Origin of the sequence: Roseateles chitinivorans (assembly GCF_002761755.1) — a bacterium.
Classification (GTDB): domain Bacteria; phylum Pseudomonadota; class Gammaproteobacteria; order Burkholderiales; family Burkholderiaceae_C; genus Roseateles; species Roseateles chitinivorans.
This window is the reverse complement of record NZ_PEOG01000031.1, coordinates 35290-62060: the sequence shown is the minus strand read 5'-3', so window position 1 is coordinate 62060 and position 26771 is coordinate 35290. Positions and strand designations below refer to the sequence as shown.

Below are 26771 nucleotides of genomic sequence, written 5' to 3'. Positions count from 1 at the left end.
CGGCGGTGCTGCGGCTGGTCGAGTCCGCGCATGCGCTGGCGCGCGAGGCGGCGCTGCGGGATCCGGCACGGCGCGCGGCCTTCTGGGACGACGGCCGGCTGGCGCTGGCGCAGCAGGGCGGCGTCGGTCATCTGGAACGCGCGCTGCTGGCGGTCGCGCTCGAATGGGCCGCCGCCGACGGCCGGGCACCGGCGACCGATGCGCTCTTCCACCTGCGCCCCAGCGCGTGGATCCATCTGCAATGCGGCGGCCCGGACGCGCTGGCCGAGGCGCTGCTGGCCAGCGCCGAGGCGGCCGGCATTCCCTGCCTGCGGCTGAATGCCGATCTGCCGCTGGACACGGCCTTTGACGGTGGTGCGCCGGTCGGCCGGCTGGAACAGGCGGTCTGCGACGACTTCGAAGACCTCGCGCAGTGCAGCGCCGCGTCGGTGCTGGATCACCTCCAGGCCGGTCGCGCGCCGGTCGCGCTGATCGCGCAGGACCGGGTGCTGCTGCGCCGGGTGCGCGCGCTGCTGGAGCGGCAGGGCCTGGGCATCAAGGACGAGACCGGCTGGACGCTCGCCACGACCGCGCCGGCCGCGCAGCTGATGGCGCTGCTGCGCGCGGCGCGGCGCGAGGCGACGGTCGACGAGTGGCTCGCCTGGCTGAAGACGCCGCTGGCCGCCTCGCTGCGGGAGCACGGCGGCAGCGCGTCGCTGAGCGCGCTCGAGGGGCACTGCCGCAAGCGCGGCTGGTCCTCGCCGCAGGCGGTGCGCACCGAGCGCCTGCCCGCCGGCAGCGCGCGCCTGTGGGAGGCCGCGCGCGAGGCGCTGGTGCCGCTGCAGCTGCGCGCCGCGCAGGCGCTCGAGCAATGGATCGCCGCGCTCGCGCAGACGCTGCGGCAACTCGGCGCCGACGAGCAGCTCAAGCGCCAGCCGGCCGGCGGGCCGCAGGTGCTGGAGGCGCTCTGGCTGAGCAAGACGCCGTGGCCCGGATCCGGGCACGAGGCGGTGCTCAAGGAGGCGCAGCTGAGCGCGGCCGAGTTCGTCGACTGGGTGTCCCAGACGCTCGAGGCGGGCGAATACAAGCCGCCGCTGGAGGGCGGTCTGCAGGTCATGATCACGCCGCTCGCGCGGACGATGCTGCGCCCGTTCGGCGCCATCGTGCTGCCCGGGGCGGACGCCGCGACGCTCGGGCCGGTGCCGCCCGGTCCGGCCTTGATCGGCGATGCGCTGGCGCGCCAGCTGGGCCTGCCGACGGCCGAGGACAAGCGCCAGGCGCTCGCCTGGCAGTTCGCGCAACTGCTGCGCGCGCCGGCGGTGACGCTGCTGCGGCGCGGCCACCTGGGCAGCGAGCCGCTGGCGGCCAGCCCGCTGCTGGAGCGGCTGGAACTGGCGCTGCAGGCGGTGGGGGCGACCTTGCCGCCGTGGCGCGATCCGCGCATCGAGGTGGCCGTGGACGCCGCGCATGCGAAGCGGGCCGCCGCGCGTGCCGGCGGACGCCTGCCCGCGGCGTTGAGCGCGAGCGCGGTGGAGTCGCTGCGCCAGTGTCCGTATCAGTTCTTCGCCCGCGTGCTGCTCGGCCTGCGCGAGGCCAACGAGCTCGAGGTCCAGGCCGACAAGCGCGACTACGGCACCTGGCTGCATGCGGTGCTGCACCAGTTCCACCGCGAGCGCGCCGATGGTGTCGACCCCGCGCTCGCCGACGAGGACCGCCTGCGCCGTGCCGCCCAGGACCAGATGCGCGAACTCGGGCTGGCACCGGCGGAGTTCCTGCCGTATTCGGCGAGCTTCGCGCGCTTCACGCCGACCTACCTGGACTGGCTGTCGGAGCGTGAGCGCCAGGGCCAGCGCTTCGAGCGCGGGGAGGTCGAGCGCCGCGTGCGGCCGTGGGCCGAGGTCGAGCCGGCACTCGCCGAGCTCACCCTGCTGGGCCGCATCGATCGAGTCGACGAGACGCCCGAGGGGACCCTGCTCATCGACTACAAGACGGGCAGCCTCAAGGGCCTGAAGGACAAGGTCGCGGACCCGCTGGAAGACACGCAGCTCGCCGTCTACGCCGTGCTCATGAACGCGAGCCCCGAAGTGCGCCCACCGGATGCGTCGCCCGGGCCTTCTCTCTCCCGCGACGCGGGAGAGGGCATGGGTGAGCGGCATTCGGGCTCGCCGCCGGCGCTCCGCGCTCAATACCTGGCGCTCGACGACGCCAAGGGCATCGCCGCGATCGAGCACGAGGAGGTCGCCCACACCGCGGCCATCATGCTGACCGGCCTGCGCGCCGACCTCCTGTCCGTCCATGCCGGCGCGCCCCTGCCCGCACTGGGCGAGGGCGTCGCCTGCGCCTACTGCGAGATGCGCGGCCTGTGCCGTCGCGACGATTGGGAAGGAGCCGCGCCGTGACCGCGCCGACCGACACGCACGCTGCCGCCGGACACAGTGCGGCCGCCTACACGCTGGACGGCGCCCCGGTCGCGCGCGAGCGCTTCTACGCGCTGGCCTGCGACCCCGCGCGCAGCGTCGTCGTCGAGGCCTGCGCCGGCGCGGGCAAGACCTGGATGCTGGTGTCCCGCATCCTGCGCGCGCTGCTGGACGGCGCCCGGCCGCAGGACATCGTCGCGATCACCTTCACCCGCAAGGCGGCCGGAGAAATGCGTGCCCGCCTGAACGAGTGGCTGCATGAATTCGCCCATTGCGACGACGCCGGCCGCGTGCTGGCGCTGCGCCAGCGCGGCCTGCCGGAGGCCGAGGCGGTGGCGCTCGCGCCCCGGCTGGCGACGCTGCAACAGCGCCTGCTGCAGGAAGCGCGGCCGGTGGAGATCCGCACCTTCCATGCCTGGTTCTCCCAGCTGCTGCGCGCCGCGCCGCTGGAGCTGCTGCGCGCGCAGGGGCTGTCGCCCGAGCTGCAGCTGCTGGAGGACGAAAGCGACCTGATGCCCGAGCTCTGGCAGCGCTTCCATGCGGCCGTGCTGGAGGACGAATCGCTGCTGGCGATCTATCGCGAGCTCTGCCTGGTCCACGGCCGCAACAAGCTGCAGGACTGGCTGATGGCGGCCTTCGAGAAGCGCGTCGAGCTGCGGCTCGCGCAGGCGCAGGGCCGGCTGATGGACAGCGTGCCGACGGCGGCCGAGGTGGTGCCCGAACTGGCCGCGTTCGGCGACCCGATCGACGCTTTCACCGCGATGCGGGGCGACCTGCAGGCGTTGGCCGCCGAGCTGGGGCAGGGACGGAACAAGACACAGAAGGTCGCGGCGGTGGCGCTGGAGATGGCGCTGTCGGCACCCCGGGACGAGCCGCGGGCCGAGGCCCGAGCGCTCGCCGCGGTGCGGGCCGAGCTCTTCACGCAGAAGGGCACGCTGGTCAAGGCGCTGGGCGATTCCCCCTTGCTGCTCGACCTGGGCGACCGGCTCGCCCGGGTGCAGCTGGCGCTGGACCAGGCCGATGCCCGCGCCTGGCACCAGCAGATGTGCGCGCTCGCGCTGACGCTGCTCGAGGCCTTCGAGCGCCTGAAGCGGGAGCGCGGCCTCGTCGACATGAACGACCTGGAACGCGGCGCGCTGGCCTTGCTCGGCGACGCCGACCTGTCCGGCTGGGTGCAGGAGCGCTTGGACAGCCAGGTGCGGCACCTGCTGATCGACGAATTCCAGGACACGAGCCCACTGCAGTGGCATGCGCTGTATGCGTGGCTGTCCGGATATGTCGGCGCCGGTGGCGGTGCCAGCGGGCAGCGGCCCCCGTCGGTGTTCATCGTCGGAGATCCCAAGCAGAGCATCTACCGCTTCCGCCGCGCTGAACCGCGCGTCTTCGCCGCGGCCCGGGACTTCGTCCGCGAAGGCCTGGACGGCGTGCTGCTGGCCTGCGACCACACGCGGCGCAACTCGGGGCCGGTGCTGGCGGCGGTGAACGCGGTGTTCGAGCAGGCCAGCCTGGCGCAGCAGTACAGCGGTTTCCGGGCTCACACCACCGAGTCCGACGGCGGCGATCCGCTCGATGGCGTCTATTTCATCTCGGGCGACGAGGAGGACGATGCCGCCTCCGCCGCGCCCACCCGCGACGCGGACACCTGGCGGCCCAGCCTGATCGAACCGCGGCGCGAGCCGGAACTGCATCGGCGCGAGGCGGAGGCTCAGCGCATTGCTGCCTGCATCGCCGCGCTGCTGAAGGGCGGCCAGGTGCAGCCCGGCGACGTGTTCGTGCTGGCGCGCAAGCGCGAGGGATTGCGGGTGCTGGCGCAGGTGCTCAAGGGCCTGGGCATCGCGCACGCGGCGCCGGAGGACATGGCGCTGCTCGATGCGCCGGATGTCCGGGACCTGCTGGCGCTGTTGGATGCGCTCGCGTCCAGCGGTCATCAGCTGTCGCTCGCCCATGCGCTGCGCAGCCCTTTGTTCGGTGCCACCGAGGCCGACCTGCTGTGGCTGGCGGCCGAGTCCCGCTCCGCGCATTGGCTGGGCGACGAGCCACCGCAAGCGCGTGGACCGGCGCCCGCGGCCGACGAAGCGGCGCCGGAGGGCTCGGCCGGACCGGTCACGCGCTCCTGGTGGGAGGTGCTGCTTCAGGCCGAGCCGGCGTCGCTGAGCGAGCCGCTGCGACGCGCACAGGGCCTGTTGTCGCGCTGGGCGTCGGTGGCCGTGCTGCGCAGCCCGCACGACCTGCTGGATGCGATCGTCGACGAGGGCGACCTGATGGCTCGACTGGCCGCGGCCGTCCCGGCCAGCGAGCGCCGCGCGCGGCTGCATGCGGTGGAGGCGCTGCTGGCCTTGGCGCTGGAGCTCGATGGCGGTCGCTACGCCGGGCTGTATGGCTTCGTGCGTGCGCTGAAGAGCCGCGCGCTGAAGCTCGCCGCGCCGGCGGAGCCCGATGCGGTGCAACTGCTGACGGTGCACGGCGCCAAGGGCCTGGAGGCCAAGGTCGTGATCCTGATGGACGCGGAAGCGGGGCCGGCGCGCGCCGAGAGCATGGCATTGGCGATCTCATGGCCGGTGCAGGAGCCAGTGCCGCGGACCGTGGCCTTCATCGTCTCGGAGGCCAAGCCGCCGCCATCGTTGCAGGCGCTGCTCGACGATGAGAAGGAGCAGCGCCAGCGCGAGGAGCTGAACGCACTCTATGTCGCCATGACCCGGGCGCGTCATCGGCTGCTGCTGAGCCGCACGCCGGCCAGGCGCCAGAGCGCGTCGGCGAGCTGGTGGGCGAGGGTGCAGCCGCACGCGGGGCCGCTGGCGGTGCCGGAGATCCGCGCGGATGCCGACGCCGATGTCGATGCCGACGCCGACGCCGATGTCGCGGTCGGCGCGGGCGGACCGCATGAGGCGGTGGCCCGGCTGAAGGTCTTGCCGCGCGTCGCGCCGCTGGCTGCCGAAGCGGTCGACCAGGCGAGCGCCGAGGTGGGCCAGAGCCCGGACGAGGTCGACGAGAGCGCCGCGCTCGGCGAGGCGCTGCACCGCGTGCTCGAGTGGCACAGCGGCCCGCGGGGGCGCGACCACACGCTCGAGCGCCTGATGGCCGCCGCGGCTCAGATGTACGGCCTCGACGCGCGTCGCGACGATCGCCTGCAGCGCAGCGTGAAGGCGATTCTGGGCAGCGCGGACTGCGCGCCCTTCTTCGATGCCGGCACGCTGGCCTGGCACGGCAACGAGGTGCCGCTGAGCTGGAACGGGCACGACATGCGCCTGGACCGACTCGTGTGCCGAGAGGACGCCGCTGGCGCGCGGACCTGGTGGGTGCTCGACTACAAGCTGAATCCGGCGCCGCAGCGCAACCCGGACTACCTGCAGCAGCTGTGGCGCTATCGCGAAGCGGTGATGACGTTGCAGCCCGGCGAGCCGGTGCGCTGCGCCTTCATCACCGGCCAGGGCCGGCTGATCGATTGCACCGAGGCGGTCGCGGGCGCTGCGGATCTCTTCGCCTGAGGCGCCCGGCGGGGCCGGGCCAGGGCTTCAGCCTGCCGTCCGCCGGCCGGGCCGCGGTCGCCGTTCAGACTGGCGCGCCGTAATCGCCTTCGGACGGCCGGCTGTGCCAGGCCACCGAGGTGGTGGTCGGCCAGGGCCCGCCGTCCCCGATGCGCTGATGCACCGCCTGCGCGCTGCCGGCCGCGGCGTCCAGCACGCGGGTCAGGGCCTCGACTTCGCCCAGGCTCGGCTCGGGCATCGAGGTGCGCAGGTAGACGTTGCCGCGCAGGCTCAGCAGCACGAACGGCCGACCCTCGATCAGCACGTCCTGTGTCGCCTGGGCCAGGCGCTCCGACAGGTCCTTGTCGAGCCAGGCCATGATCAGCTCGCGGTTGATGCCGACCGCGCCGAAGCGCTGCCGCACGAGCTTGGACTCGATCTGCGACTGCTTGGGGAACATCACCAGCCAGCGCATCTCCTCCGGCGTGTCGGTGTCCACGCGGGTGCGCAGCGTGTCGGTGTAGGCCTCGAAGACGCTGCTCTCCAACCGCTCCATCAGCTTGCGCTCGATGAGCATCATCTGCATGTCGGGATTGACCTTGAGCTCGCATCTCATGCGCAGCTCGAAGCCCTCGATGTAGCTGCGCTGCGAGGGTCCCCATTCGATGCGGGTCAGGCCGGGCAGCGTGCGCGGCAGGTCGATCACGAAGCCGCGTCCGTCGCGGGCGTGACGCAGCTGGCCGCCGCGTTCGGCGGCCCATTCGCTCAAGGGGCGCCACCGGGCCGAGTTGGCGCGGGCGGTCAACCACTGTTTGATTTGTTTGATTACCATGAGGCGGGACGATGCGCGAAGGGCCTGGTGCCCGTGCATTGACGTGTCGGCGACCGGGGCCTCGCGCCCCTACGGAGAACGCGTGATGATCGAAGTGTATTCATGGCCCACGCCCAACGGCCACAAGGTCCACATCATGCTGGAGGAATGCCGGCTGCCTTACCGGGTGATTCCCGTGGACATCGGCGCGGGCGAGCAATTCGACCCCAAGTTCCTCGCCATCAGTCCCAACAACAAGATCCCCGCCATCGTCGATCCCGACGGGCCGGACGGCCAGCCGATGTCGCTGTTCGAGTCGGGCGCGATCCTGCTGTACCTCGCCGGCAAGACCGGGCAATTCCTGCCGCCCGACACCCGCGGCCGCTACGAGGCGCTGCAGTGGCTGATGTTCCAGATGGGCGGCGTCGGGCCGATGCTGGGCCAGACCCATCACTTCCGGATGTATGCGCCGGAGAAGATCGAGTACGCCATCGACCGCTACACCAACGAGGCCAAGCGCCTGTACGGCGTCATCGACCGCCGCCTGGCGCGCAGCCGCTACATCGCCGGTCCCGCCTACGGCATCGCCGACATGGCGATCTTCCCGTGGCTGCGTGGCGCGAAGAACCAGGGTGTGGAGATGGCGGACTTCCCGCATCTCAAGGGCTGGTTCGACGAGATCGCCGCGCGACCGGCGGTGATGCGCGCCGTCGAGGTGCTGGCCGAGAAACGCCGGCCGCTGGTCGACGACAAGGCGCGTGAAGCGCTGTTCGGCAAGACCCAGTACGAGCGGCGCTGAGCGAGGCGTGATCGCCGGCAGCAACCGGCGCGGGGTCAGATCTTGCCCAGCCGCGCGCGGTCGCCGAGTTCCGTCAGCCAGCGCCGGCCGTCCTCGCGGATCCCCGTGGCCAGGCCCTTGTCCTGCAGCCGCTGCTGCATCTCCTCGCTGACGGGCATGCCGCCCGGCGCCTGCGGGATGAAGTAGAGCGCGGCGCGCTCCTCGTCGGTGATCACCAGGTCGGCGGGCGGGACGGGAAAGTTGAAGGTCGGCGGCGTGGACATGCGTGGAAGTATCCCTCACGCCCGCGGTGGCATGTCCGCTCAGAGGCGGCGCGCGCGACGGCGTCCCGCCAGTCCGGCGGCCACCGCGGCGATGCCCAGCAGCGCCAGCGAGCCCGGCTCCGGCAGCTCGCCCGCGGCGAAGGCCAGCGAGTTGGCCATCAGCCGCGCGCCATCGGTGGAGGTGTCCCACAGGCCCGCCTGCACATCGCCCGAGACGGGGAACATGTTCAGCCCGACGACGATGCCTTTGTGGTCGGTGCGGTAGCCCAGCAGCGGCTTGTCGTTGGTCCAGTAGGCGACGACGCTGGCGCCGGCCTTGGGCGTGACGCGATAGCACAGCGCCGACAGGCCGCCGCTGAAGCTGTCGATGTCGCGCATCAGTGGACTCTGCGGATCCGCGATCCGGCCGAGGCCGCCGCACGAGTTCTGGTTGTTGTTGGCGTTGAAGACGTCATAGCCGCCGGTCACGAAGCGCCCGGTGAGTCCGCCGAACGGGATGGTCGCGTGCGACAGGCCGGCCTCGACGACGCCGCCGCCGGCGTCCACATAGTCCGCCAGCACGTTGCCCAGCAGCGTGGCGCTGGCGAAGGGCTTGTTGAAGGTGTCGTTGAACACCAGCACCGCGTCGTAGCTCTTCAGCAGGGCGAGCGTGGGCGTGCCGGCGTTGGCGTTGAACACGTCCACCGTGCCGCCGACCACGCCGGTGGCAGCGATCTTGGACTGCACGTCGGCCAGCCCGCCAGGCTGGCCGGTCGCGCCCAGGATCAGCACCGAGGCCTGCGCGGCCACGCTGGCGGCGCACAGCACGGCGGCGGCGAGGGGCGCGCGGAGGCGGGGAAGGAGGGGCGAGCGCTTCATCGGGATCTCTCTGGCTGTCGTTCTTGTGGAGGCCCAGGGCGGGAGGCCGGGCGGGATCCGGCGCGGCGGCCGGAAGCGGCTTGGGGAAGCAACATCCAAGCCACGGGACAGGATTCCCCGCCGGTTCAAGCACTTGCATCGCCTGTCCCTCAAGAAGGGGTCAGGCGGTGTAATAAAACCCGACACCGACGGTGCGGAAGTTGCTTCGCGAATCGCCCCGATCGGGGACCTTGTAATGCGGGGGTAAAACATCGCCGGCGCGCGTGGCGTCGGCGGTCGCTTGGAGGGAAACTTGCCCGGGCGTGCACGCGCGGCCCGATCGATCATCGGACCGCGGTCCTGGCCACAACGCGAAAAGGAGCGTCCATGTCAGCCAAGCCAGACCATACCGATGCCGTCGGGGGCGTCGAGAGTCACAACGGGCGCTGGTTCGTCCGTGAAGTCGTCGGCGAGGCGCCTCCATTCCGGGCGCGCTACCTGGTGATCGCCGCGCATCCGGCGCCGGGCGGGCAACCGGAGCTCAACGGCTACTGGCACGAACTGGAGCGCAGCTTCGACACCTGGAGCTATGCGGCCGATGCCGCGCTCGAGGCGGCGCAGCGCGCGATCGACTTCCGGCCCTGAAGCCGGAGCGGGGACGCCGGCTCACATGCCGGCGGTGATCTTCTTCTGCAGTGCCTTGTACTGGTCCAGGCGCGGGCCGCCCAGCGCGACCGCGCGCTCGATCGCCAGCGCGGCCTTGTAGCGCTGCCCTTGTTCCATCAGCACCTGCGCCAGGTTGTTCCAACCCTCGGGCAGGTCAGGGCGCACATCGGTCAGCCGGGCGTAATGGCGGGCGGCGGTGCGGCGGTCCTTGGCGGCGTAGGCGGTATTGCCGGCACCCAGCAACAGCACCGGTTCGCCCGGCCAGCGCGTGAGCGCTGCCGAGTAGCCCTTGCGGGCCGCGGCCGGATTCAGGCGCTCCAGCGCCGCCAGCGCCGCGCCGGTCTGCGCGCCATCCAGCGAGGCCGGCAGCAGGTCCGGCGGCAACGTCGTCATCGCCCAGTAGTCGCCCCGCGCCCAGGTGCGCTCGAAGACCGGCAGCTCGACCTCCTGCCGCTCGGTCTTGCCGCTGTGCAGCAGGATGGTGCGGCGCTGGCGGTCATAACCGACGGCGACCGCGTAATGCCACACCGGGGCCAGGTCCAGCGAGAGGTTCTGGAACACGATCACCGGATGGCCGGCCGCGACCTCCGCCAGCAGCGCGTCCAGCCGCGGCGGCAGCACATAGGCGGGCAAGCCCTGGCGGCGCGTGGCCACCAGCATCTCGGTCTGCAGCGAGCCCTTGCGGCCCGGCAGGAAGACCTGCGGCTTGAGCTGCTCGATGGTCGCGGTCTTGCCGGCGGTGCGCAGCAACATCGCGAGCGCGGCGGGGCCGCATTCGTAGTCGTCCTGCGCGATGAACGGCGTCTTCGACGACAGGTCCACATGCGCCGGCAGGTCCGACGGCCACTGCGCCTCCAGCGCCTTCAGCTGCGGCGGCGTGCTCGCGCAGCCGCCCAGCAGCAAGGCGAGCGCCAGCGCCGGGGCGGCCAGCGGGAGTAGGGACCGGGAGGGCCGGACTAGGCGCATGCGGGCCTCAGCGGATCGAGCGGGTGAACGGGAAGACCTTGGTGAAGCCCAGGATGTCGGTCACCAGCAGGATCACGAAGACCGCGAAGATCACGCCCAGCACATCGCCACCAGCCGGGGCCTGCGCGATGCGGCCGTCCAGCGCGCGGATCTCGTCGTCGGACATCGCGTCGACGCGCGATTGGGCGTCGGCCGGATTCACCCCTTCCTTGACCATCGCCTGACGCACGTCCTCGCGGGCGAAGAAGGCGTTGACGCGCACGCGGCTGTCGGCGGCGGTGCCGGCAGGGGCTTCCTGCTGCACCAGGGCGTCGGTCGGCACGACCTGGGCACTGGCTTGCATCGGCAGCGCCATCAGCGAGCAGGAGACGATCAGCGTCGAGGCGATCGCGCGCTTGGCGAGCGAGGGGCGGGCGAGGTCTTGGCGGGAGGCAGCTTGTTGGTTCATGAGGGCGGACCTGAAATTGAAGGATCGACGAAATCCTAGGTCCGCCCTTGATGCTGTTACAAGTTCGATTACCGAGCGTCACATCGGATGCAACTCCGCTGCCCGAAGCGCCCTGAAGAACGTGTTAAGCCACCGGCGACCGAGCGGTCAAGGCTCGCAGCGTTGGGCGCTGGCGCTGCGCAGGATCCAGCGCTCGCCCTTGCGGGCGAGCAGGGCGGTGGAACTCAGGGTCCCCAGCGCGCAGATCGAGGGATCGACCTCGGCGAACTGCGCCAGCTCGATCGTGTCGGCGTCGCGCCAGCGCAGGAAGCGGAAGCTGATGGCCGTCTGCTCCGGCGTGGGCTGGAAGCGGTAGCGCTCGACCAGACGACCGTCCTCGCGGCGCCAGATGACAACGCCGTTGAATTCCGCGCCTGGCGATGCATGGGTGACGACCAGATGGCGTCCGTCCGGCGAGGGATGGACATTGCCGTGCATCGCGTAGCGGGTGCCGTCGGTGCGGGAGATCCACAGCAGTTCGCTGCCGGCGGCGAGCGTCGCGCGCACGACATAGAACTCGCGGTCCGGGGAGAGGCCGTCGAGGCGGAAGTCGACCTCGGGCGACGCCGGGTCCGACGGATCGGCACGCCGGCTGTCAAGGACGACCGGCCGACCCTTGGCGATCGGCAACCACAGGCGCTGGGCCTCGCGCCGCACGCCGACGCCGACGCGGCGCAGCACCTCGGCCTCGGCGCGGGCGCGGAAGTCCTCGTCGGAGTCGTCTTCGGCCGCCGCAGCGGGGGACGCCTCGGGCGCGGAGGCTGGCGTGAAGAGCGCTCCGCGTGGCGCGATGCCCAGCGCTGGGGCGGGCCGAGGCGGGTTGGCCGGCGCGATGGGAGCGGCTTCAGCCGCCAGCGCGGTGCACAGCGAGAGACCGGTCAGGCAGAGTCGGAAGGCCAGGCCGAGGCGATCGGCCGGGGAGGCGGGAAGGGGAGACATCGGCGGGGACGGCGACAGCGGCTGGGCAGAGCGGAATCGGCAGACGGGACGCGGCGCCGACCGGGCCGGCCGACGCTGGGGCGGGGCAGTCTAAGAGCGGTGTCGTGGGCGGAGCCGCCTCCTTACGGCTGGTCACAAAGTCGTTCCCGCGCCAGCCGCATGAATCGTGAACTGCGTCACGACATGGCCCGAAAGGGTGCGAACCCTCCTGGAAACGGCCGATTCGTCGTCGTCGAGCTCCGTTCAAGATGCGCCCACGGTGCCCCGAGCCGCCATCAGCGGCTCCCCGTCCCGGATTCGGTCACGCCGACTCCTGCGGCCGACCTCCGCACGTCCAGACCCGCGACGTCCTCGATGCCACCTCGTCCGATGCCGCCGGCGCCGTGCCGGCCCCCTCTCTTGGAACTCCCTTCATGACGTCTCATCCGACCCTCCCACGTGCCCGGCAGGCCGTGCTCGTTCTCGCGGCCGTGGCGCTGCTGGCCGGCTGTGCCGTCATGAGCAAGGGCGACTGCGAGAAGGCCGACTGGCGCGAACTGGGCCGGCAGGATGCCGAGCGCGGGCAGGCCTCGTCCCGCTTCGCACAGCGCGCCGAGGCCTGCGTCAAGGCCGGCGTGAACAATGCCGACTCGTCCGAATACGCGGCCGGGCATGCGCAGGGCCAGTTGAGCTTCTGCACGACCGATCGCGGTCGCGACGAGGCCCTGGCGGGCCAGCCGCGATCCGCCGCCTGCCAGGTCCCGGCCGCCGCGCGGGCCTATCGCATCGGCTACGACGACGGCCTGCAGCGCTTCTGCACCGCCAGGAGCGGCTTCGACTTCGGCCGCCTTGGCGCCATGGACCGCGACATCTGCCCGCCGGAATCGAGTGCCGCGTTCCAGGGCGGCTATCGACTCGGCAAGGAGCTCTTCGACCTGAACCGGCGGCTCGAGCGCATCAGCACCGAGCAGCTCGACCAGCGCAAGGTGCTGGCCGACAGCAAGTCCCAGCCCGCGGCCCGCGAGACCGCCAGCCGTCGACTCGGGCAACTCGACAGCGACGAAGCCAGCGTGCGGCGGCTGATCCGCCAGGCCGAGCGCGACGGCATGGCCCTCGCCGCGCCGGACGCGGCGCCGGCGGTCACGCGCGCCCGGGCGATGGATCTGGTCGTCGGGACCTGGCAGGTGTCGGGCGTGCGCTTCGACCAGCCGGTGGACCTCAACCGCGACGGGGTCAAGTCGAACGACGCGATGAGCGAGTACTCGCCGTGCTCGCGGGATACCCAGCTGGAGATCGGCGCCGACCGCAAGGGCACGCTGCGCTATGGCGCGAACACGGCCGGCTGCAAGGCCCGGGCCAAGACCTACGACTGGAGCCTGGTCGACGCCAAGACGCGCAAGGCGCGCTACGAGAATGGCCAGCGCATCGTCGACGAGCGTGCCGTCGTGGCCCTGCAGTTGCGCGCCCCGGCGGACACCGAGACCCTGATCATCGAGTCGATCGGCGCCGACACGCTGATCGTGCGCACCGACCTGCCGGACGGCAGCGACAGCACCAGCGAAGCGACGGTGGTCTACAAGCGGGTCCGCTGAGCGCCCGTCGGCGCTGGATGCCAGATCCGGGATCGGGGATCCGGCGCCGGAGCGTCGCGGCTCGCGCGGCGCGTCAGCGCTTGCAGCGCGATGCGGTCACGTCCTTGACGGCCCACTGCTCGCCGTCGCGGGTCAGCAGGGCCAGGGCCTCCTGCGTGCCGCCGCGGCAGGTGATCTCGTCACCGTAGGCGGTGTGCTCCAGTTCGACCGTGCGCGCGTCCTTCCAGCGCATGAAGCGGTAGAAAGAGATGCCCTCCAGCGGCGGCGTGTGGCGGAAGCGCTCGACCAGCCGCCCGGCGACGTTCTCCCAGACCATGATGCCGTTGAAGTCGTGCGAGTCCGACGCATTGGCCATCACGAGAAAGCGGCCGTCCGGCGACGGACGGACCTCGCCGTGCATCGTGTAGCGGGTGCCGTCCTTGCGCGACACCCAGTAGACGTTGCTGCCTTCGTAGAAGGTGGCGCGAACGATGAAGAACTCGCGGTCGGCAGAGAGGCCGTCGAAGCGGTAATCCTCGTAGGCCGCCTCGTTGTTGCCGGAGGCATTGGGCCAGACGCTGTCGAAGACCTCGGGCCGGCCGGAGCCGGTCGGCAGCATCAGGCGCGAGCCGGCCCGCTTGATGAGGACGTGGCCGCCGCCGAGGTTGGCCTTGCGGATCGCGTCGGCCTCGGCCTTGGCGCGGAAGGCCTCGTCGGAGCCTTCGCTGCCGGCGGCCTGGCCGGGATCGAGCTCGGGCCGGGCCGGCTCGAGGCCCTTGGTGAAGTCCCCCTTGGGCGCGATGCCGGTGGGACGGGCGGGCGGAGGCGGCTTGTACGGCTGGTTCTGGGCCTGCGCGGCGCCGCCCGCGGTCATCGCTGCAAGGAGGGCCAGCAGGACCGGCAGGCGCGCGGATCGACGCATCGGCATCGCTCGCTCAGCCGTGGATCGCCGCGGCCACGATCTGGCCGATGGAGATGCACATCGCCGCGACCACGACCGCGAGCGCCATGTTCTTGTGCTCGACGATCTCCTCCCACAGCTTGTAGGGGGTCAGCTTGTCGATGATGACGAAGCTGATCCAGAACACCAGCACGCCGATGACGGCATACAGGATGGAGCCCAGCACGACGGCGGGCTTGAGCCATTCGAATCCTTCCATCTCGTTCTCCTGGTCGGTCGTTCGCTAGGGTTGGTGAGGTGTGGCGCCGCGGGGACCGGCGATTGTCCGGGTGAATGCGCAGGGGTCGGCGGGGCGATGGCGACTACTTGTGACCGCCGCCGCCGCTGCTGTACCCGCCGAACGAGCCGCCGCTGGAGCCGACGTAGCCCACGCCGCTGCCGCGGCTGCTGCGCTTGCACTGCTGGTACTCGGCGCTGCTTTCGCCGTAGGTGTCCTTGTAGCGGTCGCAGTCGTCGCTGCTGCAGGCGCGCAGCAGCGCGAACAGCACCGCGATGACGAAGATCGCGATGATGATGTTGCGCAGCAGCTTGCCCTGGTCCAGGCCGGACGACACGTCGCGCAGCAACGCGGGCATGCGGTCCTCGGGCATCGAGAAGTATCGGCGCACCTCGGCGGCGTCGATCGCGCGACCGTGGCTCCAGGTGACCTCGTTGCCGGTCTGCTCGCTGCTGAGCAGCTCCAGCCGCGTGCCGTTGCGCCATTCGTAGTCGCGCACCAGCGCGCGCTCTTCGCGCTTGACGCGCCAGTAGAACTCGCCCAGCACATAGGTGACCTTGGCGGTGTAGGTCCACTTGTGCCTGAAGTCCTTGCCCTGGTGGCTGACCGACTTCGCTCCCGCATTGGCCGGCGCGCCGGTGATCGGGCGCACCACGCTCCAGCCGTCCTCGGTGTCCACGAGGAAGGCGAAGCCCTCCATGCGGTTGAACAGCAGGTACTCGCGCCAGAAGGTCTGCTCGTCCTCGGCGGACTCGGGCAGGTCGCAGCGCTCCAGGTAGCCGACGACCTGCCACGGCTGTGGCGCGCCGCCGGAGATCGCGAGCTGGCCGGTGGTGCCCAGCGGGATCTGCGGTTCGCCGCCGGTGTTCTGCCGGTAGGCGCTCAGATCGGCACCGGCGCCCTTGGAAATGTCGACGACCGACTGGCACTGGCCGCAGACGATGGACTGCGTCGTGTCCAGCCGCGGTTCGAGCGCGGCGCCGCAATTGGGGCAGGGCAGCGCCTTCGATTGCAGCGTCGCGCCGCTCTCGGCGCGCAGCCCCGTCAGCTGCAGGTCGGCGAGCTTGACCGGCCGGCCGACCGACCAGGTCGGCTGCGCCGGATCGCTGTATTCGAGCGAGGCGACCTCGTTGGCGGTGTTGCGCAGGTCGACCACCGGAAAGCTGCCGTCCAGCCGCGGGGGATGGGGCAGTTCCCCTTGGGCCGCGGCCAGCGTCGCGTCGACGATGCTGGCCACCTGCCAGGCCGAGCCGGCCAGCATCTGCAGGCCACCGGGGCGCAGCGTGGCGGGATCGGGCGCGCGCTCGGCCAGCGGCGCCTCGAAGCTGATGACGAAGCTGCCGTTGTCCTCGGCCAGCCAGCCGCTGCGGGGCGGCTGGTCGGCGCTGGCGTCGAAGAGCAGGTGCCACTCGTTCCAGCCGCCGTCCGCATAGGACATCTGCAGCCGGCCGACGACCAGGAAGCCCGCGCCGGCATAGCGCCCGGCGCTGCCCAGCTGCAGCGGCGAATAGTCCTCGAAGACCTCGGCGCTGGTGCCGATCTTGCGCAGCGCGTCGCCCTCACGCAGCAGCGTGGAGCGGCAATAGCTGCAGACGGCGCTGGCCGACGCGGCCGAGGCGAACTCGACCGGTGCGCCGCAATTGGGGCACTGCGCCTGCCAGCGGCGCTGGGGGGAAGCGGTAGCCAATCAGGACCCGGGACGGAGCGCGCCTGGCGGCGTCAGCTGAGCTTCTTCAGCAGCTCGGCCTTCTTGGCCGCGAACTCCTCGTCGGTGAGGATGCCTTTGGCCTTGAGGTCGCCGAGCTTCTCCAGCAGCAGCAGGACCTCGTCGGCGCCCTGGCTGACCGGTTGCGGCTGGACCGGCGCGGCAGCCGGGCTGGCGCCTTGGTTCGCACCGGCCAGGCCTTGCTGCAGCTGCTGCGCCATCGTCTGGCCCAGGGCCAGGCCGGCGCCCAGGCCCATCGCGTCGCCGGCAATGCCGCTGCCGCCGCCCGAGCCGACGCCCTCGGCGAGCTTGGGAATGGCCTGCGCGGTCTGGTACTGCATGAACTGGCCCATGTTCTGGCCGATCATGCCCATGCCGATCTTCTGGTCGAGGATCTTCTGCAGTTCCTCGGGCAGCGAGACGTTCTGCAGCGTGACCATCTCGAGCTTGAGGCCCAGCGCGTCGAAGGAGGGCTGGGTGGCCTCCTGCAGCGCCTTGGCGAACTCGACCTGATTGGCGGCCAGGTCCAGGAACGGGATGCCGGACTGGGCGACCGCGTCGCTGATGTGCTGCAGCATCAGGCCGCGGAGCTGGCCGTCGAGCTCGGTGACGGTGTAGCGCTCGCGGGTGCCGGAGATCTCGGTGTGGAACTTCTTCGGATCGACGACCCGGTAGCTGTAGTTGCCGAACGCGCGCAGGCGCACCGCGCCGAAGTCCTTGTCGCGGATGGTGACCGGCTGGGTGGTGCCCCAGCGCTGGTCGACCTGCTGGCGGGTGGAGAAGAAGTAGACGTCGCTCTTGAACGGGGACTCGAAGAGCTTGTCCCAGTTCTTGAGGTAGGTGAGGACCGGCAGCGTCTGGGTGGTCAGCTTGTACATGCCGGGACCGAAGACATCGGCCACCTTGCCTTCGTTGACGAAGACGGCCATCTGCGATTCGCGGACGGTGAGGGAGGCGCCGTACTGGATCTCGAAGTCCTGCATCGGGAACCGGTAGGCCAGGACGCCGTTGTCGTCCTCGGTCCACTGGATGATGTCAATGAACTGTTTCTTGATGAAGTCCATCAGGCCCATGGCGCAGCTCCACAAAAAGATGCGATCCAAACCGACCGCCGCGGGCGAGTATCCCTCAGCGGACCGGCGACCTTGGTCACCCCGAGGGGGGAGATTCAATACCCCCGCGTCTCGACCGGCCAGCGGCCCTGGCGGACCTGCTCCCGGGCGTGGGCCTGCTCCTTCCTCAGCCGTCCATTGGCGATGTGGCGCACCAGCCAGGGCAGGGGCCGCACCGAAGCGCCGCCCGCCACGGCCGGCAGCCAGGCCTTCGCGCATTTCTCGAAGAGCTCCGCGTTGAGCGCGAGCCGGGACGGCGTCATGCCCAGCAGGATCAGTCGGCCCGCATGCATGGCGACGTTGCCACCGCCGGCCAGCGCCTGAGGCAGGCGCGCCAGTTCCTCGGTCGGCCGGCCCATGTGGCCGAGCTGACGGATCTGCTCGTCGAAGACCGCCGGCATCCAGCCGCCGAAGGCCTGCAGCTGGCGACCGAAGGGGCCACCGCCGACCAGCACCGCGCAGACATCCGGACGCGCGGCGTAGACGGCGCGGTGGAGCGCGATCGCGGGCACCGGACCGCGGCCGGGACCATGGCCAGGGCCGATGCCGACGTCGCCCGGCAGGGCACCGTCGCTGGCGAGCGCATCCTCGGAAGTGCCCCATGCCATCGCCCCGCTGGTGGGGTCGCGGAGCGACAGGCTGTCCGTGGCTTCGGGCATCAGCCCGCGCGCCAGCAGCCGCCGTCGCAGTCCGAGCCAGGTGTCGTGCAGCAGGACCTCGCCGCTCATGTCAGCGCCATCACGTCGTCGAACCGGTTGAGCGCGTCGTCGATCACCTCGTCGGTGTCGGCCAGGCTGGTGTACAGCCGGCTGCCCGCCACCGAGATCAGGCCGTGGGCGGTGAAGGCGGCGCCCATCTCTTCCATCATGTGCTTGCGCCGCCGTGCCTCGTCCTTCAGCCGGAACAGCTTCCACAGGCTGCTGGTGTCGAGCAGCAGCACGCCCGAGGTCTGCAGGTGGACGATCGAGCCGATGTTGTAGGCGACATAGGGCAGGCCGCGCCGCCCGATGATCTCCTCCAGCCCGCGGCGCAGGCGCTCGCCGGCGCGGGCCGCCACGCCCGGGGCGTTGGTCCGCTCGGCCTCGAGCAGCGCGTGGTAGCCGGCCACGCAGCTGAGCGGGTTGGCCGACAGCGTCCCGCCGACGAAGGCCCGCCGCGAGGTGGTGCCGATCCCGCCGACGAGCGACATCATGATCTCCCGCTTGCCCCCGATCGCCCCCGCCATCGGATAGCCGCCGGTCAGGCACTTGCCCAGCACCGTCAGGTCGGGCGTCACGCCGAAGTAGGCCTGCGCGCCGCCCAGGCCGGCGCGGAAGCCGGTCACCACCTCGTCGAAGATCAGCAGCGCGCCGAATTCATCGCAGAGCGCCCGCACCTGCGCGTTGAACTCGCGATGCACCGGCCGCGTGCCGCTCTCCGGCCCGAAGGGCTCCAGCAGCACCGCCGCCGTCCCGCCGCGCAGGCGGTTCCAACGCAGCAACCGGCGCAGTGCCTCGGGATCGTTGGGCAGGCATTCCTGGGTGTGCGCCGTCGCGCCGCGCGGAATGCCGGTGGCCTCCATGCGGCCGGTCTTGGGCAATCGCATGCCGTAGACCAACTGATCGCTCCAGCCGTGGTACGCGCCGCCGATCTTGATGACGCGCTGGCGCCGGGTGAAGGTGCGGGCCAGCCGCACCGCGCCCATCACCGCCTCGGTGCCGGAGCCCAGCATGCGCAGCATCTCCACGCCCGGCATGTGGCGGCAGACGCGCTCGGCCAGCTGGACCTCGTACGCATGCAGCAGGCCGGTGACCGGGCCGCAGTCCTCGAGCAGCGCCTGCACCGCCTCGCGCACCGCGGGGGGATTGCTGCCCAGCAGCGTCGGGCCGCCGGCCTGCAGGAAATCGATGTAGCGGTTGCCGTCGACGTCGGTGAGGTGGGCGCCGCGGGCCTGCGCGATCGCCAGCGGGAAGGGATGGTTGAAGGCGAGGTTGTGCTGGACGCCGCCGGGGATCACCGTGGCAGCGCGCTCGGCCAGGCGCTTCGACCCGGCGCAGTGCTCGTCGAACCAGCGCAGCACCTTCGGCATCGCGTCCGGACGGATCGGGCGCATCGGTTGGTTGACCAGGGCGGCGAAGCGCTCGTACAGCGCGTGGGTGTCGGGCCAGGCGGGCACGGCCGACAGGGTGGCGTGGTCCGACTCGGCCGCGTTCTTCGCCGACCCGTCGGTCGCGAGCGACGGCGAGGCAGACGGGGACGTCGGGGACGGCGGCAACGAAGACGACGAAGACGCCGAAGAGGAAGAGGGCGGGGAAGAGGCGAGCGAAGACATCACGGTCCCTTGAGGTGAAGCAGCAGGTCGCGCACCGGGGCGAGGCGATCCCGGAGATCGGGCGCGCGTCGGACGCGTTCCTCGATGCGCGCGGCGAGGCGGTCGCGGGCGAGTCCTTCCAGACGCTCGACGGCCGCCATCGCGGTGTCGCTGTCCGCGGCGCAGCACAGGATGCCGTGGTTGCGCAGCAGGTAGGCCTGGCGTCCGGGGCGCACCGCCTTGGCGAGCTTGCCGGCCAGCCAGGAGGTACCGGACGGCGCGTAGCCGATCACCGGCACCTCGTCGCCGAGCCAGGCGCGCAGCGCTGGCGGCACCGCCAGCGGCTCGCCGATCAGGGCGCAGGCGCTGGCCAGCGGCTGATGGGTGTGGATGCTGCAGCCGACGTCCGGCCGCGCCCGCAGCACCCGCGCATGCAGCCCGGTCTCGACCGAGGGGCGACGGGCGCCGTCGCTGGCGTCGTCGATGACGGCGAGGTCGGACAGGCGCAGCACGCAGACGTCCTCCGGCCGCATGACCAGGTAGTCCGTCGCCGACGGCGTCACCGCCACCCGCTCGTCGTCGATGCGCAGCATCAGGTTGCCGCCGGTGCCGGCGAAGTAGCCGCGCTCGGACAGGCGCAGGCACAGCGTCACCACCTGCCGCCGTTCGGCTGCGTGCTTCATGCGGCGGCCCCCGTCGCGGGCACGCGGTTGAGGCGGTGGTACAGCGGCGCCAGGCGCGTGCGGACCTCCTTGAAGGACTCGAACTTGTCGCCGTAGAGCCGGCGCAGTGCGGGCGAGGGGTCGTAGACGCGGCGGGTGCGGCGCAGCGCCGGCAGGTCGCCGAAGCGCAGCGCGCCGGTGCCCACGCCGGCGAGGAAGGCCGCACCGATCGCGTTGGCCTGGATCGGGTGCTCGAGCTGCCGGATCGGCTGGCCGGTGACGTCCGCGAGGATCTGGCACCAGACATCGCTCTGCGCGCCGCCGCCCACCGCCGCGATCGTGCCCGGCGATCGGCCCAGCAGCCGCCCGAAGGGCTCCATCATCCAGCGGGTGTTCAGTGCGACGCCTTCGAGGAAGGCCCGGAAGATGTCCTCGCGCGAATGCTCCAGCGACAGGTTGATCAGGCCCGCCCGCAGCAGCGGATCGTCCACCGGCGTGCGCTCGCCGAAGAGCCACGGCGTGTAGATCAGCCCGCGCGAGCCCGGCGGCACGCGCGCGGCGATCCGGTTGAGCGCCTCGTAGACGGCGGGATGTTCCTCGTCGGCGGCCAGCTCGTCCGGGTGGTAGAGGATGCGGTCGCGCAGGAAGGACAGGTTGGCGCCCGCGGTCGACTGCAGCGCCAGCGCGAGGTAGCGCCCGTCGACCGCCGACGGCACCGCCGCGATCTTGTGGCGGACGTCGGTCCGCATTCCCGGCACATGCGCGCCCAGCCAGGACGAGGTGCCCAGGTAGAGGTGGGTCTCGTAGTCCGGCACCGCGGCGCCGACCGCGACGGCCGAGGTGTCCACCGCGCCGGCCACCACCGGCGTCGTGGCCGGCAGTCCCAGCTGCTCGGCGACCGTGGGCAGCAGCGGCCCCAGCACCTCGGTCGAGTGCACGATCTCGGGCAGCTTGGCGGCATCCAGTCCGAGCGCGCGGATCAGCCGATCGTCGTAGCGGATGCGCGAGGGATCGCGGTTGTCCGTCACCCAGCTGGTGAGGATGGAATCCTGGGTCGCGCAAAGGCGGCCGCAGAGGCGGTAGTTCAGGTAGTCGAGCGCGTTGAGGAAGCAACGCGTGGCCTCGTAGACGGCGGGCTGCTCGTCGCGGATGAAGGCCATGTGGCCGGCCGCGTCGCGCCCGGTCAGCGATGGCGCGCCGCCGGTCAGGCGCAGCCAGCGCCACAGCTTCAGCGGCGCATAGCCCTCGATGTTGAGCCAGCGGCCGCGGACCCGTCGTGCCACCGCGGCGGCGCCGCGCGCGTCCAGCCAGCTGAAGGCGCGGCCGATCGCGCAGCCGTCGCGGCCCAGGCACACGGTCACCTCGGTCTGCGTCGAGCAGCACACGGCCGACACGCGGCTTCGGCGCGCGGCCTCGCCCGCCAGCACCTCGCCGGCGGCGTCGAGCAGCGCCTGCCACCAGGCCTCGGGGTCCTGTTCGGCCCGGACGCCCTCGACATGCAAGGCCACCGGCCGGAAGGCCCAGGCGAGGACCTCGCCGTCCGGCGCCACCAGCGCGCACTTGCAGCCGCTGGTGCCGAGGTCCACCGCCAGCACCAGCGGCGGAGCGGAGTGCGCGGCCATCAGAACTTGCGCGACACGGAGAGCACCAGCGTGTTGTTGTCCTGCCGTTTCCAGCCGTCGCCGTCGGGGATCATGAAGAGTTCCGGCCGATGGGTGCGGGTGGCCACCCATTCGGCGGTCCAGTTGATGCCCCAGCGCTGATGGGTGATGCCGATCGAGTAGTCGCTGAAGTCCGCCTCCTTGAAGTGGCGGATCTTCTGCGTGCCGGCATGCAGGTTCAGCGTCGTCGTCGGCGTGAGCGGATGGCGATAGGTCAGGTCGTAGAGCATGCTGCCGCGCGAGTTCTGGTCGCCGCGGGCGTAACACTCGAGCGCTGGCGTCGGATCGACCGCGGCGGCGAGGATCTGGCCGCAGACGCCGCCGGTGTCCGCGCCCCGGTAGGTGCGCGAGAGCACATGCAGCACCCGGCCCTCGAGCCGGCCCCAGCCGATCTCCAGCACCGCGTAGGCCGTGTCGTAGCGGGTGCGGCGGAAGTCCACCGGCACGCCGGCTTCCAGGTCGATGCCGTGCGGCGCGTCGAACCTGGCTCCGGGGAAGAACTCCTTGGCCAGGCCGACACCGAAATGCCAGGCATCCGGATCGCCGAAGCGGTAGCCGGTGCCCAGCAGCAGATTGACGCCGTCGCCGTCGGTGAAGGCCTTCTTGCTGACCGTGGAGAGCTGCGCCAGGCCGATGAAGCCGGATTCATGGGCGAGCTGGACGCCCACCTGCAGCGCCGGCTTGCGGCCGGAGTCGGAGACGCCGCGGTTGCGCAGGTCCGACAGCAGCTTCACTTCGGTGTCGATCGCCATCGTGGCGACGCCGGCGTCGTCGGCCCGGGCGCCGGAGGTGCCGAGCGCGGCCAGGGCGGCGCAGGCCGCCAGGGCCAGTCGGGTCGTGGGGGCGAAGGTCGTGCGGGTCATCTCGGGTCTCCTCGGTGGGGGTGTTCAGGACTTGCAGACCGGTGTCGCCGGCAGTTCGGCCACTCGCTTCATCTGCTCGGTCTGACCGAGGATCTCGGTCCCGATGAAGGCGCGCAGGTGGAGGTCGCCGCCCTTCACCCGCAGCGCGCCCTTGTATTTCTTGCGGTCGCGCGGGTCATAGACCCAGCCGTCGCGCCAGGCCTCGTTGTCGTAGCGCTCCAGCTGCGCGACCTGGATGCCGCAGGTGTCGTTGGCCTGGCCCGCGTCCTTGTCCCAGACGATGCGGCCGCACAGCGCGGACGGCTTGTCGCCGCAGGGCTTGAACTCGATCACCGCGCCGCCGTCGGCGCTCAGCCACAGGCCCTTGGCGTCGTCGGGGCCGGCGGCCAGCGCCGGAGCGGACAGGGCCGCGATGCACAGGACGGCCACGATGGCCCGGGCCATCGGGGAGTGGTGTCGCGGAGGGACCGGTCGAGAAGCCATCGCCTGCTTTCCGGAGGGGTCTGCCCTCGCGTCAAGTTGATAGTGATGGCTATGGTATAGCGATGACTACCGAAATTGACGCTCGGAGAAACCCTGGCGCGGCGCGGTGCGCGTCAGCGGCAGCACGAGCATCGCCAGCAGCGCGAAGCCGGCGGCGACGAAGGGCACGGGCGCGACTTCCTCGCCGGTCACGACCAGCGAGGCCATCAGCGGCCCGAAGGCGCTGCCGAAGAGCTGCGCCGCCGGCACCAGCGAGGCGACCTGGCCGCTGCCGTCGACATGGAAGGCCAGCGCCATCTGGAAGGGCAGCATGAACAGCCAGGTGAAGGTGAACAGGCCGCAGAGCGCGGCGAAGGCGAGGGTGCCGCCTTGCGCGGTGCGCGCGATGCCCAGCGCGGTGAGCCCCAGCACCAGGCTGCAGCCGAGCAGGACCGGCCGGATCGGCGCCCGGCGGACCAGCCAGGTGCCGACGCTGCCGCCCACCACCTGCATGCCCAGCCCGGCGGCGATGAGGGTCTGCACGGCGGTTGGCGAGAAGCCGGCGCGGGTGCCGAGCGGCTCGGCATAGGCCCACAGCGCGCCCAGTGTCGCGAGCTGGAGGAAGACCAGCAGCAGCGTGCCGACGCGGGGCCGGGTCCAGCGCAGGCCGACGCCGACCTGGCTCACCGTCGGCGTGAGCGGCCCGAGCGGGCGCGCGAAGCGGGCAGCGAGGAGCGCCGCCAGCACGCACAGTCCGGCCAGCAGCGCGAAGCCGCCGGACCAGCCGGCGACCGGAAGGACGAGGTGGGCCAGCGCCAGGCCGGTCGTCGCCTGCGCGAGGGTCTGCACGACGAAGAAGAGGCCCGCCAGCCGTTCCGGCACGGCGGCGCGGACGATCACGGCGGTGGTGCTCCAGACCATCAGGCCCTCGGCGATGCCGGCCGCCGCACGGACCAGGCCGAGCGCCAGGTCGCCGCCGACCCGCATGGTGGCGAGGTCCAGGGCCGCCGCCGCCAGCGCGGCCAGCATCGTGATGCGGCGCAGCGAGCGCACCGACAACCACAGGTCGCCGATCAGCACGCCCAGGCCCAGGGCGACGATCTCCCCCATGGCGACGAGGCCCACGCCTTCCAGCGTCACCTGGCCCGCCTCCAGCAGCGCTCCCAGCAGCAGGGGTTGCAGGCCGAGCATCAGCAGGGCGACGGCGCCGACGAGGATCGCCAGGACCTGCGCGCCGCGGGCGCTCGGAGACGTCGGGCCGGGAGGCTGCGTGTGTGTCATTTCGGCGCAAGCGGAGCGTTGGATGATGGCTGGCGATCTTATAGTCATAGCTATCGTTCTGGGGTGCCTCGCCCCCTGGAACAATCCCGCAGCCTTCACCTCGGTTCCCCGTCATCCCATGCCCACTGCCCGCCGTAAGACCGCCGCTCCTCCGCCATCGCCCACGTCGACGACCGCCGCGCCGGCGCTCGCCACCAAGAAGCAGCCCGCGCAGCAACGCGCCGCGGAGACCTATGAGCGGGTGCTCGAGGCCGCGGCGCAGACGCTGATCGAGGTGGGCGTGGAGCGGCTCTCCACCAACCTGGTGTGCGAGCGCGCGGGGGTGTCGCCACCGGCGCTGTACCGCTACTTCCCCAACAAGTACGCGCTGCTGCATGAGCTCGGGCAGCGCCTGATGCAGCGGCAGAACGAGTGCGTGGCGAAGTGGATGTCGGTGGCGGTGATCCAGGGCGGCGTGCCGGCGCTGGAGGAGGCGCTGGCGGGCTTGCTGCTCGACACCTACGAGGCGACACGCGCGACCGCCGGCGGCGTGTGGATCATGCGCGCGATGCGGGCGGTGCCGGCGCTGCAGGAGGTGCGGCTGGCATCGCACGCGGCGGTGACCGAGGCGCAGACGCAGTTGCTGGTGCAGGCGCTGCCGGGCGTGCGGCGCGCGGAGCTCAAGCTCGCGAGTCGCATCGTCGTGGAGTTGATCTATGCGACGGTGGAAATGCTCTTCGACGAGAGCCTCAAGCCCAAGGAGGTCGCGCGCATCACCGCCGGCATGCTGGCGAGCCACCTCGCGAAGGTGAAGGCCTGAGCGCGCCGCGCCGAGGCGGCAAGCCGGGCGCGGCCCTCAGCGATAGGCGTAGAACAGCGCCGCGAAGAAGTGGCAGACGCTGCCGCCGAGCACGAACAGGTGCCAGACGAAATGCGCGTAGCGCAGCTTGTTGTCGAGCAGGAAGACCGCCGCGCCAAGCGTGTAGCTCAGTCCGCCGGCCACCAGCAGCGCCAGGCCCGGGCCAGGCGTGCGCTCCACGAGGGGCCCGATGGCGAAGACCACCACCCAGCCCATGGCCAGGTACAGGGCGGTGGACACCAGCGGGTGGCGCAACCGGTTCAGCAGCTTGATCGTCACGCCGAAGGCCGCGGCGGCCCACACGGCGATCAGCAGCGTGACGCCGGGGCCCGTCTGCAGCACGCCGAGGGTGAAGGGCGTGTAGCTGCCGGCGATGAACACGTAGATCGCCGCGTGGTCCAGGCGCATCATCCAGGCCTTGACTCGGCCGTTGGCCAAGGAGGCTGGCAGCGCGTGGTACAGCGTGGAGATGCCGTACAGCAGGATGCCGGTGGAGGCGAAGATCGCGGCCGCCACCACGTCCGCGACCTCGCCATGCCCCATCGCCCGCGTCACGAGGATGGGCAGGGCGGCGATGGCCAGCAGGGCGCCCAGGCCGTGGCTGATGGCATTGGCGATCTCTTCGCCGCGTGTCTGCGGGCGGTCGGCGGGGACGGTGCGAGCGGTCATGGCGCGGCGGGCATGCGGGGGTGAGCGGCCGGGGGTGAGCGGCGATCGGGCGATTGTCCACGCGCGGGACCGGGCAGCGATACTCCACCGCCTCGACGTTCCGCCGAGCGGCGCCGCCATTTGTGATCTGGCGAGAGGGATACCCCATGACGACCGTGATCTCCACGCACAGCGCTTTCGAGCGGATGCCTCGGCACCGCCACGACCACGGCTATGTCGCGCTCGTGCTCGGGGGCGGTTATGTGGAGGCCGGCGATCGGGGCCGGCTGCGGGTCGAGGCCGGCCAGGCCGTGCTCCACGGCGCGCATGAATCGCATCGCAACGAGTTCTTCGGCATCGGCGCGCGGGTGCTGAATCTGCCGCTCCCGGGCCTCGGCCTGCCTGGCACCGGCTCAGGCGCCAAGGCTGCTCGGCGCGAAGCAGCGGCCGATGTGCTGGGCGCCGCGCCCGGGGAGGTACTGGGCCATGTCGACGATGCCGACGCGATCGCCCGCCTCGCCGAGCGCGATCCGGTCCAGGCCGCCGATCTGCTGTGGCGCAGTTTCCGTCCCTCGACGTCCCGGCTCGAGGACTGGCCCGACCTGCTGGCCGCGGCGCTGGCGGTGGATCCGGCGCTCGGCATCGCCGAATGGGCCGATGCCATGGGCATCTCGCCGCAGTCGATCAGCCGGGGCTTCCGCCTCGCCTATGGCGTCAGTCCGAAGCGTTACCGCCTGGAACTGCGGGTGCTGCAGGCCCTGCGCCGGCTGCCCGGCTGGCGCGGATCGCTGGCGGCGCTCGCCGCCGAGGCCGGCTTCGCCGACCAGGCCCATTTCACCCGTGCCGTCGTCGCCATGACGGGACGGACGCCGAAACAGCTGGCGGGTTAAGTC

Annotated in this window: 26 protein-coding genes; 8 read left to right on the top strand and 18 right to left on the bottom strand. The window is 71.5% G+C overall.

All coding sequences use genetic code 11. The features are described 5' to 3' along the window. A partial coding sequence (locus CS062_RS13095) for a PD-(D/E)XK nuclease family protein (RefSeq protein WP_143742343.1) occupies positions 1–2378 on the top strand: 2378 nt, incomplete at its 5' end. Then, complete coding sequence (locus CS062_RS13090; RefSeq protein ID WP_143742342.1) at positions 2375–5881, top strand: UvrD-helicase domain-containing protein; 3507 nt, start codon at positions 2375–2377, stop codon at positions 5879–5881. The genes CS062_RS13095 and CS062_RS13090, both read left to right, overlap by 4 nt. A gap of 64 nt (positions 5882–5945) precedes the next feature. Here the strand turns inward: CS062_RS13090 and CS062_RS13085 are convergent, their stop codons facing one another. After that, entirely contained in the window at positions 5946–6692 is a 747-nt protein-coding gene (locus CS062_RS13085; RefSeq protein WP_143742341.1) for a hypothetical protein, read from the bottom strand. Between the two features lie 85 nt (positions 6693–6777). On the opposite strand from CS062_RS13085, the gene CS062_RS13080 reads away from it, so the two are divergent. Beyond that, positions 6778–7470, top strand: a complete 693-nt coding sequence (locus tag CS062_RS13080; RefSeq protein WP_099862067.1) for a glutathione S-transferase N-terminal domain-containing protein — start codon at positions 6778–6780, stop codon at positions 7468–7470. A 35-nt stretch (positions 7471–7505) separates the two neighbouring features. On the opposite strand, the gene CS062_RS13075 is transcribed toward CS062_RS13080, so the two are convergent. Both CS062_RS13075 and CS062_RS13070 read right to left on the bottom strand, forming a co-directional pair. Continuing rightward, positions 7506–7733: a hypothetical protein gene (locus CS062_RS13075; protein ID WP_099862066.1), complete on the bottom strand. Its 228-nt coding sequence runs from the start codon at positions 7731–7733 to the stop codon at positions 7506–7508. Positions 7734–7772: 39 nt separating this feature from the next. Then, positions 7773–8591, bottom strand: coding sequence for a PEP-CTERM sorting domain-containing protein (locus tag CS062_RS13070; protein ID WP_099862065.1), 819 nt, complete (start codon positions 8589–8591; stop codon positions 7773–7775). 366 nt (positions 8592–8957) lie between these two features. Here CS062_RS13070 and CS062_RS13065 point away from each other — a divergent pair, with 366 nt between their 5' ends. Next, entirely contained in the window at positions 8958–9215 is a 258-nt protein-coding gene (locus CS062_RS13065) for a hypothetical protein (protein WP_099862064.1), read from the top strand. A 21-nt stretch (positions 9216–9236) separates the two neighbouring features. Here the strand turns inward: CS062_RS13065 and CS062_RS13060 are convergent, their stop codons facing one another. The 3 genes from CS062_RS13060 to CS062_RS13050 form a co-directional block, all read right to left on the bottom strand. Continuing rightward, positions 9237–10202 (bottom strand): PA2778 family cysteine peptidase, encoded by a 966-nt coding sequence (locus tag CS062_RS13060; RefSeq protein WP_099862063.1) that lies wholly within the window; start codon positions 10200–10202, stop codon positions 9237–9239. 7 nt (positions 10203–10209) lie between these two features. Next, positions 10210–10650 (bottom strand): PA2779 family protein, encoded by a 441-nt coding sequence (locus CS062_RS13055; protein ID WP_099862062.1) that lies wholly within the window; start codon positions 10648–10650, stop codon positions 10210–10212. A 147-nt stretch (positions 10651–10797) separates the two neighbouring features. Further along, positions 10798–11628, bottom strand: a complete 831-nt coding sequence (locus CS062_RS13050) for a hypothetical protein (protein ID WP_099862061.1) — start codon at positions 11626–11628, stop codon at positions 10798–10800. A gap of 413 nt (positions 11629–12041) precedes the next feature. Here CS062_RS13050 and CS062_RS13045 point away from each other — a divergent pair, with 413 nt between their 5' ends. Continuing rightward, the gene (locus CS062_RS13045; protein WP_158238778.1) at positions 12042–13199 is read left to right on the top strand and encodes a DUF2799 domain-containing protein; all 1158 of its coding nucleotides are present in this window, start codon (positions 12042–12044) and stop codon (positions 13197–13199) included. Positions 13200–13272: 73 nt separating this feature from the next. On the opposite strand, the gene CS062_RS13040 is transcribed toward CS062_RS13045, so the two are convergent. The 6 genes from CS062_RS13040 to CS062_RS13015 all read right to left on the bottom strand — a co-directional run bounded on the left by CS062_RS13040 (position 13273) and on the right by CS062_RS13015 (position 19328). Continuing rightward, entirely contained in the window at positions 13273–14106 is an 834-nt protein-coding gene (locus CS062_RS13040) for a hypothetical protein (protein ID WP_099862059.1), read from the bottom strand. Between the two features lie 7 nt (positions 14107–14113). Next, complete coding sequence (locus CS062_RS13035) at positions 14114–14338, bottom strand: DUF350 domain-containing protein (protein WP_099862058.1); 225 nt, start codon at positions 14336–14338, stop codon at positions 14114–14116. A gap of 103 nt (positions 14339–14441) precedes the next feature. Then, positions 14442–16043: a DUF4178 domain-containing protein gene (locus tag CS062_RS13030; protein ID WP_099862057.1), complete on the bottom strand. Its 1602-nt coding sequence runs from the start codon at positions 16041–16043 to the stop codon at positions 14442–14444. 32 nt (positions 16044–16075) lie between these two features. Then, positions 16076–17134 carry an SPFH domain-containing protein gene (locus CS062_RS13025; RefSeq protein ID WP_099862056.1) on the bottom strand — a complete coding sequence of 353 codons (1059 nt, stop codon included), beginning with the start codon at positions 17132–17134 and terminating at the stop codon, positions 16076–16078. A gap of 95 nt (positions 17135–17229) precedes the next feature. Further along, the gene (locus CS062_RS13020) at positions 17230–17901 is read right to left on the bottom strand and encodes a hypothetical protein (protein WP_099862055.1); all 672 of its coding nucleotides are present in this window, start codon (positions 17899–17901) and stop codon (positions 17230–17232) included. Then, positions 17898–19328, bottom strand: coding sequence for an aspartate aminotransferase family protein (locus CS062_RS13015; protein WP_233218037.1), 1431 nt, complete (start codon positions 19326–19328; stop codon positions 17898–17900). Before CS062_RS13015 ends, CS062_RS13020 begins: the two co-directional genes overlap by 4 nt. 10 nt (positions 19329–19338) lie before the next feature. Between CS062_RS13015 and CS062_RS26910 the strand changes: the two genes are divergently transcribed. Next, complete coding sequence (locus tag CS062_RS26910) at positions 19339–19497, top strand: hypothetical protein (protein ID WP_233218036.1); 159 nt, start codon at positions 19339–19341, stop codon at positions 19495–19497. Here CS062_RS26910 and CS062_RS13010 read toward each other — a convergent pair. From CS062_RS13010 to CS062_RS12990, 5 genes are all read right to left on the bottom strand, one after another. Next, positions 19484–20146, bottom strand: a complete 663-nt coding sequence (locus CS062_RS13010) for a class II aldolase/adducin family protein (RefSeq protein WP_099862053.1) — start codon at positions 20144–20146, stop codon at positions 19484–19486. The two genes, CS062_RS26910 and CS062_RS13010, sit on opposite strands and share 14 nt — an antisense overlap. After that, on the bottom strand, positions 20143–21747 hold the full coding sequence (locus CS062_RS13005) for a xylulokinase (protein WP_099862052.1): 1605 nt from the start codon (positions 21745–21747) through the stop codon (positions 20143–20145). Before CS062_RS13005 ends, CS062_RS13010 begins: the two co-directional genes overlap by 4 nt. Further along, positions 21747–22649, bottom strand: a complete 903-nt coding sequence (locus CS062_RS13000) for a TorF family putative porin (protein ID WP_099862051.1) — start codon at positions 22647–22649, stop codon at positions 21747–21749. Before CS062_RS13000 ends, CS062_RS13005 begins: the two co-directional genes overlap by 1 nt. Positions 22650–22673: 24 nt before the next feature. Then, the gene (locus CS062_RS12995; protein ID WP_099862050.1) at positions 22674–23093 is read right to left on the bottom strand and encodes a DUF2147 domain-containing protein; all 420 of its coding nucleotides are present in this window, start codon (positions 23091–23093) and stop codon (positions 22674–22676) included. A gap of 105 nt (positions 23094–23198) precedes the next feature. Further along, positions 23199–24392 (bottom strand): MFS transporter, encoded by a 1194-nt coding sequence (locus CS062_RS12990; RefSeq protein WP_099862049.1) that lies wholly within the window; start codon positions 24390–24392, stop codon positions 23199–23201. Between the two features lie 118 nt (positions 24393–24510). On the opposite strand from CS062_RS12990, the gene CS062_RS12985 reads away from it, so the two are divergent. After that, complete coding sequence (locus tag CS062_RS12985; RefSeq protein ID WP_099862048.1) at positions 24511–25191, top strand: TetR/AcrR family transcriptional regulator; 681 nt, start codon at positions 24511–24513, stop codon at positions 25189–25191. A 36-nt stretch (positions 25192–25227) separates the two neighbouring features. On the opposite strand, the gene trhA is transcribed toward CS062_RS12985, so the two are convergent. Beyond that, on the bottom strand, positions 25228–25899 hold the full coding sequence (gene trhA, locus CS062_RS12980) for a PAQR family membrane homeostasis protein TrhA (RefSeq protein ID WP_099862047.1): 672 nt from the start codon (positions 25897–25899) through the stop codon (positions 25228–25230). 146 nt (positions 25900–26045) lie between these two features. Here trhA and CS062_RS12975 point away from each other — a divergent pair, with 146 nt between their 5' ends. Then, a complete protein-coding gene (locus CS062_RS12975) occupies positions 26046–26768 on the top strand; it encodes a helix-turn-helix domain-containing protein (protein WP_099862046.1) in 723 nt (240 codons plus the stop codon). Positions 26769–26771 lie beyond the last annotated feature (3 nt).

Bases quoted from the DNA above. Each gene is read 5' to 3' on its own strand.
- CS062_RS13040 (WP_099862059.1), bottom strand. From the start codon at position 14,106: ATGCCGATGCGTCGATCCGCGCGCCTGCCGGTCCTGCTGGCCCTCCTT.
- CS062_RS12995 (WP_099862050.1), bottom strand. From the start codon at position 23,093: ATGGCCCGGGCCATCGTGGCCGTCCTGTGCATCGCGGCCCTGTCCGCT.
- CS062_RS13050 (WP_099862061.1), bottom strand. From the start codon at position 11,628: ATGTCTCCCCTTCCCGCCTCCCCGGCCGATCGCCTCGGCCTGGCCTTC.
- CS062_RS13080 (WP_099862067.1), top strand. From the start codon at position 6,778: ATGATCGAAGTGTATTCATGGCCCACGCCCAACGGCCACAAGGTCCAC.
- CS062_RS13035 (WP_099862058.1), bottom strand. From the start codon at position 14,338: ATGGAAGGATTCGAATGGCTCAAGCCCGCCGTCGTGCTGGGCTCCATC.
- trhA (WP_099862047.1), bottom strand. From the start codon at position 25,899: ATGACCGCTCGCACCGTCCCCGCCGACCGCCCGCAGACACGCGGCGAA.
- CS062_RS12990 (WP_099862049.1), bottom strand. From the start codon at position 24,392: ATGACACACACGCAGCCTCCCGGCCCGACGTCTCCGAGCGCCCGCGGC.
- CS062_RS13045 (WP_158238778.1), top strand. From the start codon at position 12,042: ATGACGTCTCATCCGACCCTCCCACGTGCCCGGCAGGCCGTGCTCGTT.
- CS062_RS13065 (WP_099862064.1), top strand. From the start codon at position 8,958: ATGTCAGCCAAGCCAGACCATACCGATGCCGTCGGGGGCGTCGAGAGT.
- CS062_RS13060 (WP_099862063.1), bottom strand. From the start codon at position 10,202: ATGCGCCTAGTCCGGCCCTCCCGGTCCCTACTCCCGCTGGCCGCCCCG.
- CS062_RS13055 (WP_099862062.1), bottom strand. From the start codon at position 10,650: ATGAACCAACAAGCTGCCTCCCGCCAAGACCTCGCCCGCCCCTCGCTC.
- CS062_RS12975 (WP_099862046.1), top strand. From the start codon at position 26,046: ATGACGACCGTGATCTCCACGCACAGCGCTTTCGAGCGGATGCCTCGG.
- CS062_RS13005 (WP_099862052.1), bottom strand. From the start codon at position 21,747: ATGGCCGCGCACTCCGCTCCGCCGCTGGTGCTGGCGGTGGACCTCGGC.
- CS062_RS12985 (WP_099862048.1), top strand. From the start codon at position 24,511: ATGCCCACTGCCCGCCGTAAGACCGCCGCTCCTCCGCCATCGCCCACG.
- CS062_RS13075 (WP_099862066.1), bottom strand. From the start codon at position 7,733: ATGTCCACGCCGCCGACCTTCAACTTTCCCGTCCCGCCCGCCGACCTG.
- CS062_RS13000 (WP_099862051.1), bottom strand. From the start codon at position 22,649: ATGACCCGCACGACCTTCGCCCCCACGACCCGACTGGCCCTGGCGGCC.
- CS062_RS13070 (WP_099862065.1), bottom strand. From the start codon at position 8,591: ATGAAGCGCTCGCCCCTCCTTCCCCGCCTCCGCGCGCCCCTCGCCGCC.
- CS062_RS13010 (WP_099862053.1), bottom strand. From the start codon at position 20,146: ATGAAGCACGCAGCCGAACGGCGGCAGGTGGTGACGCTGTGCCTGCGC.
- CS062_RS13020 (WP_099862055.1), bottom strand. From the start codon at position 17,901: ATGAGCGGCGAGGTCCTGCTGCACGACACCTGGCTCGGACTGCGACGG.
- CS062_RS13025 (WP_099862056.1), bottom strand. From the start codon at position 17,134: ATGGGCCTGATGGACTTCATCAAGAAACAGTTCATTGACATCATCCAG.
- CS062_RS13085 (WP_143742341.1), bottom strand. From the start codon at position 6,692: ATGGTAATCAAACAAATCAAACAGTGGTTGACCGCCCGCGCCAACTCG.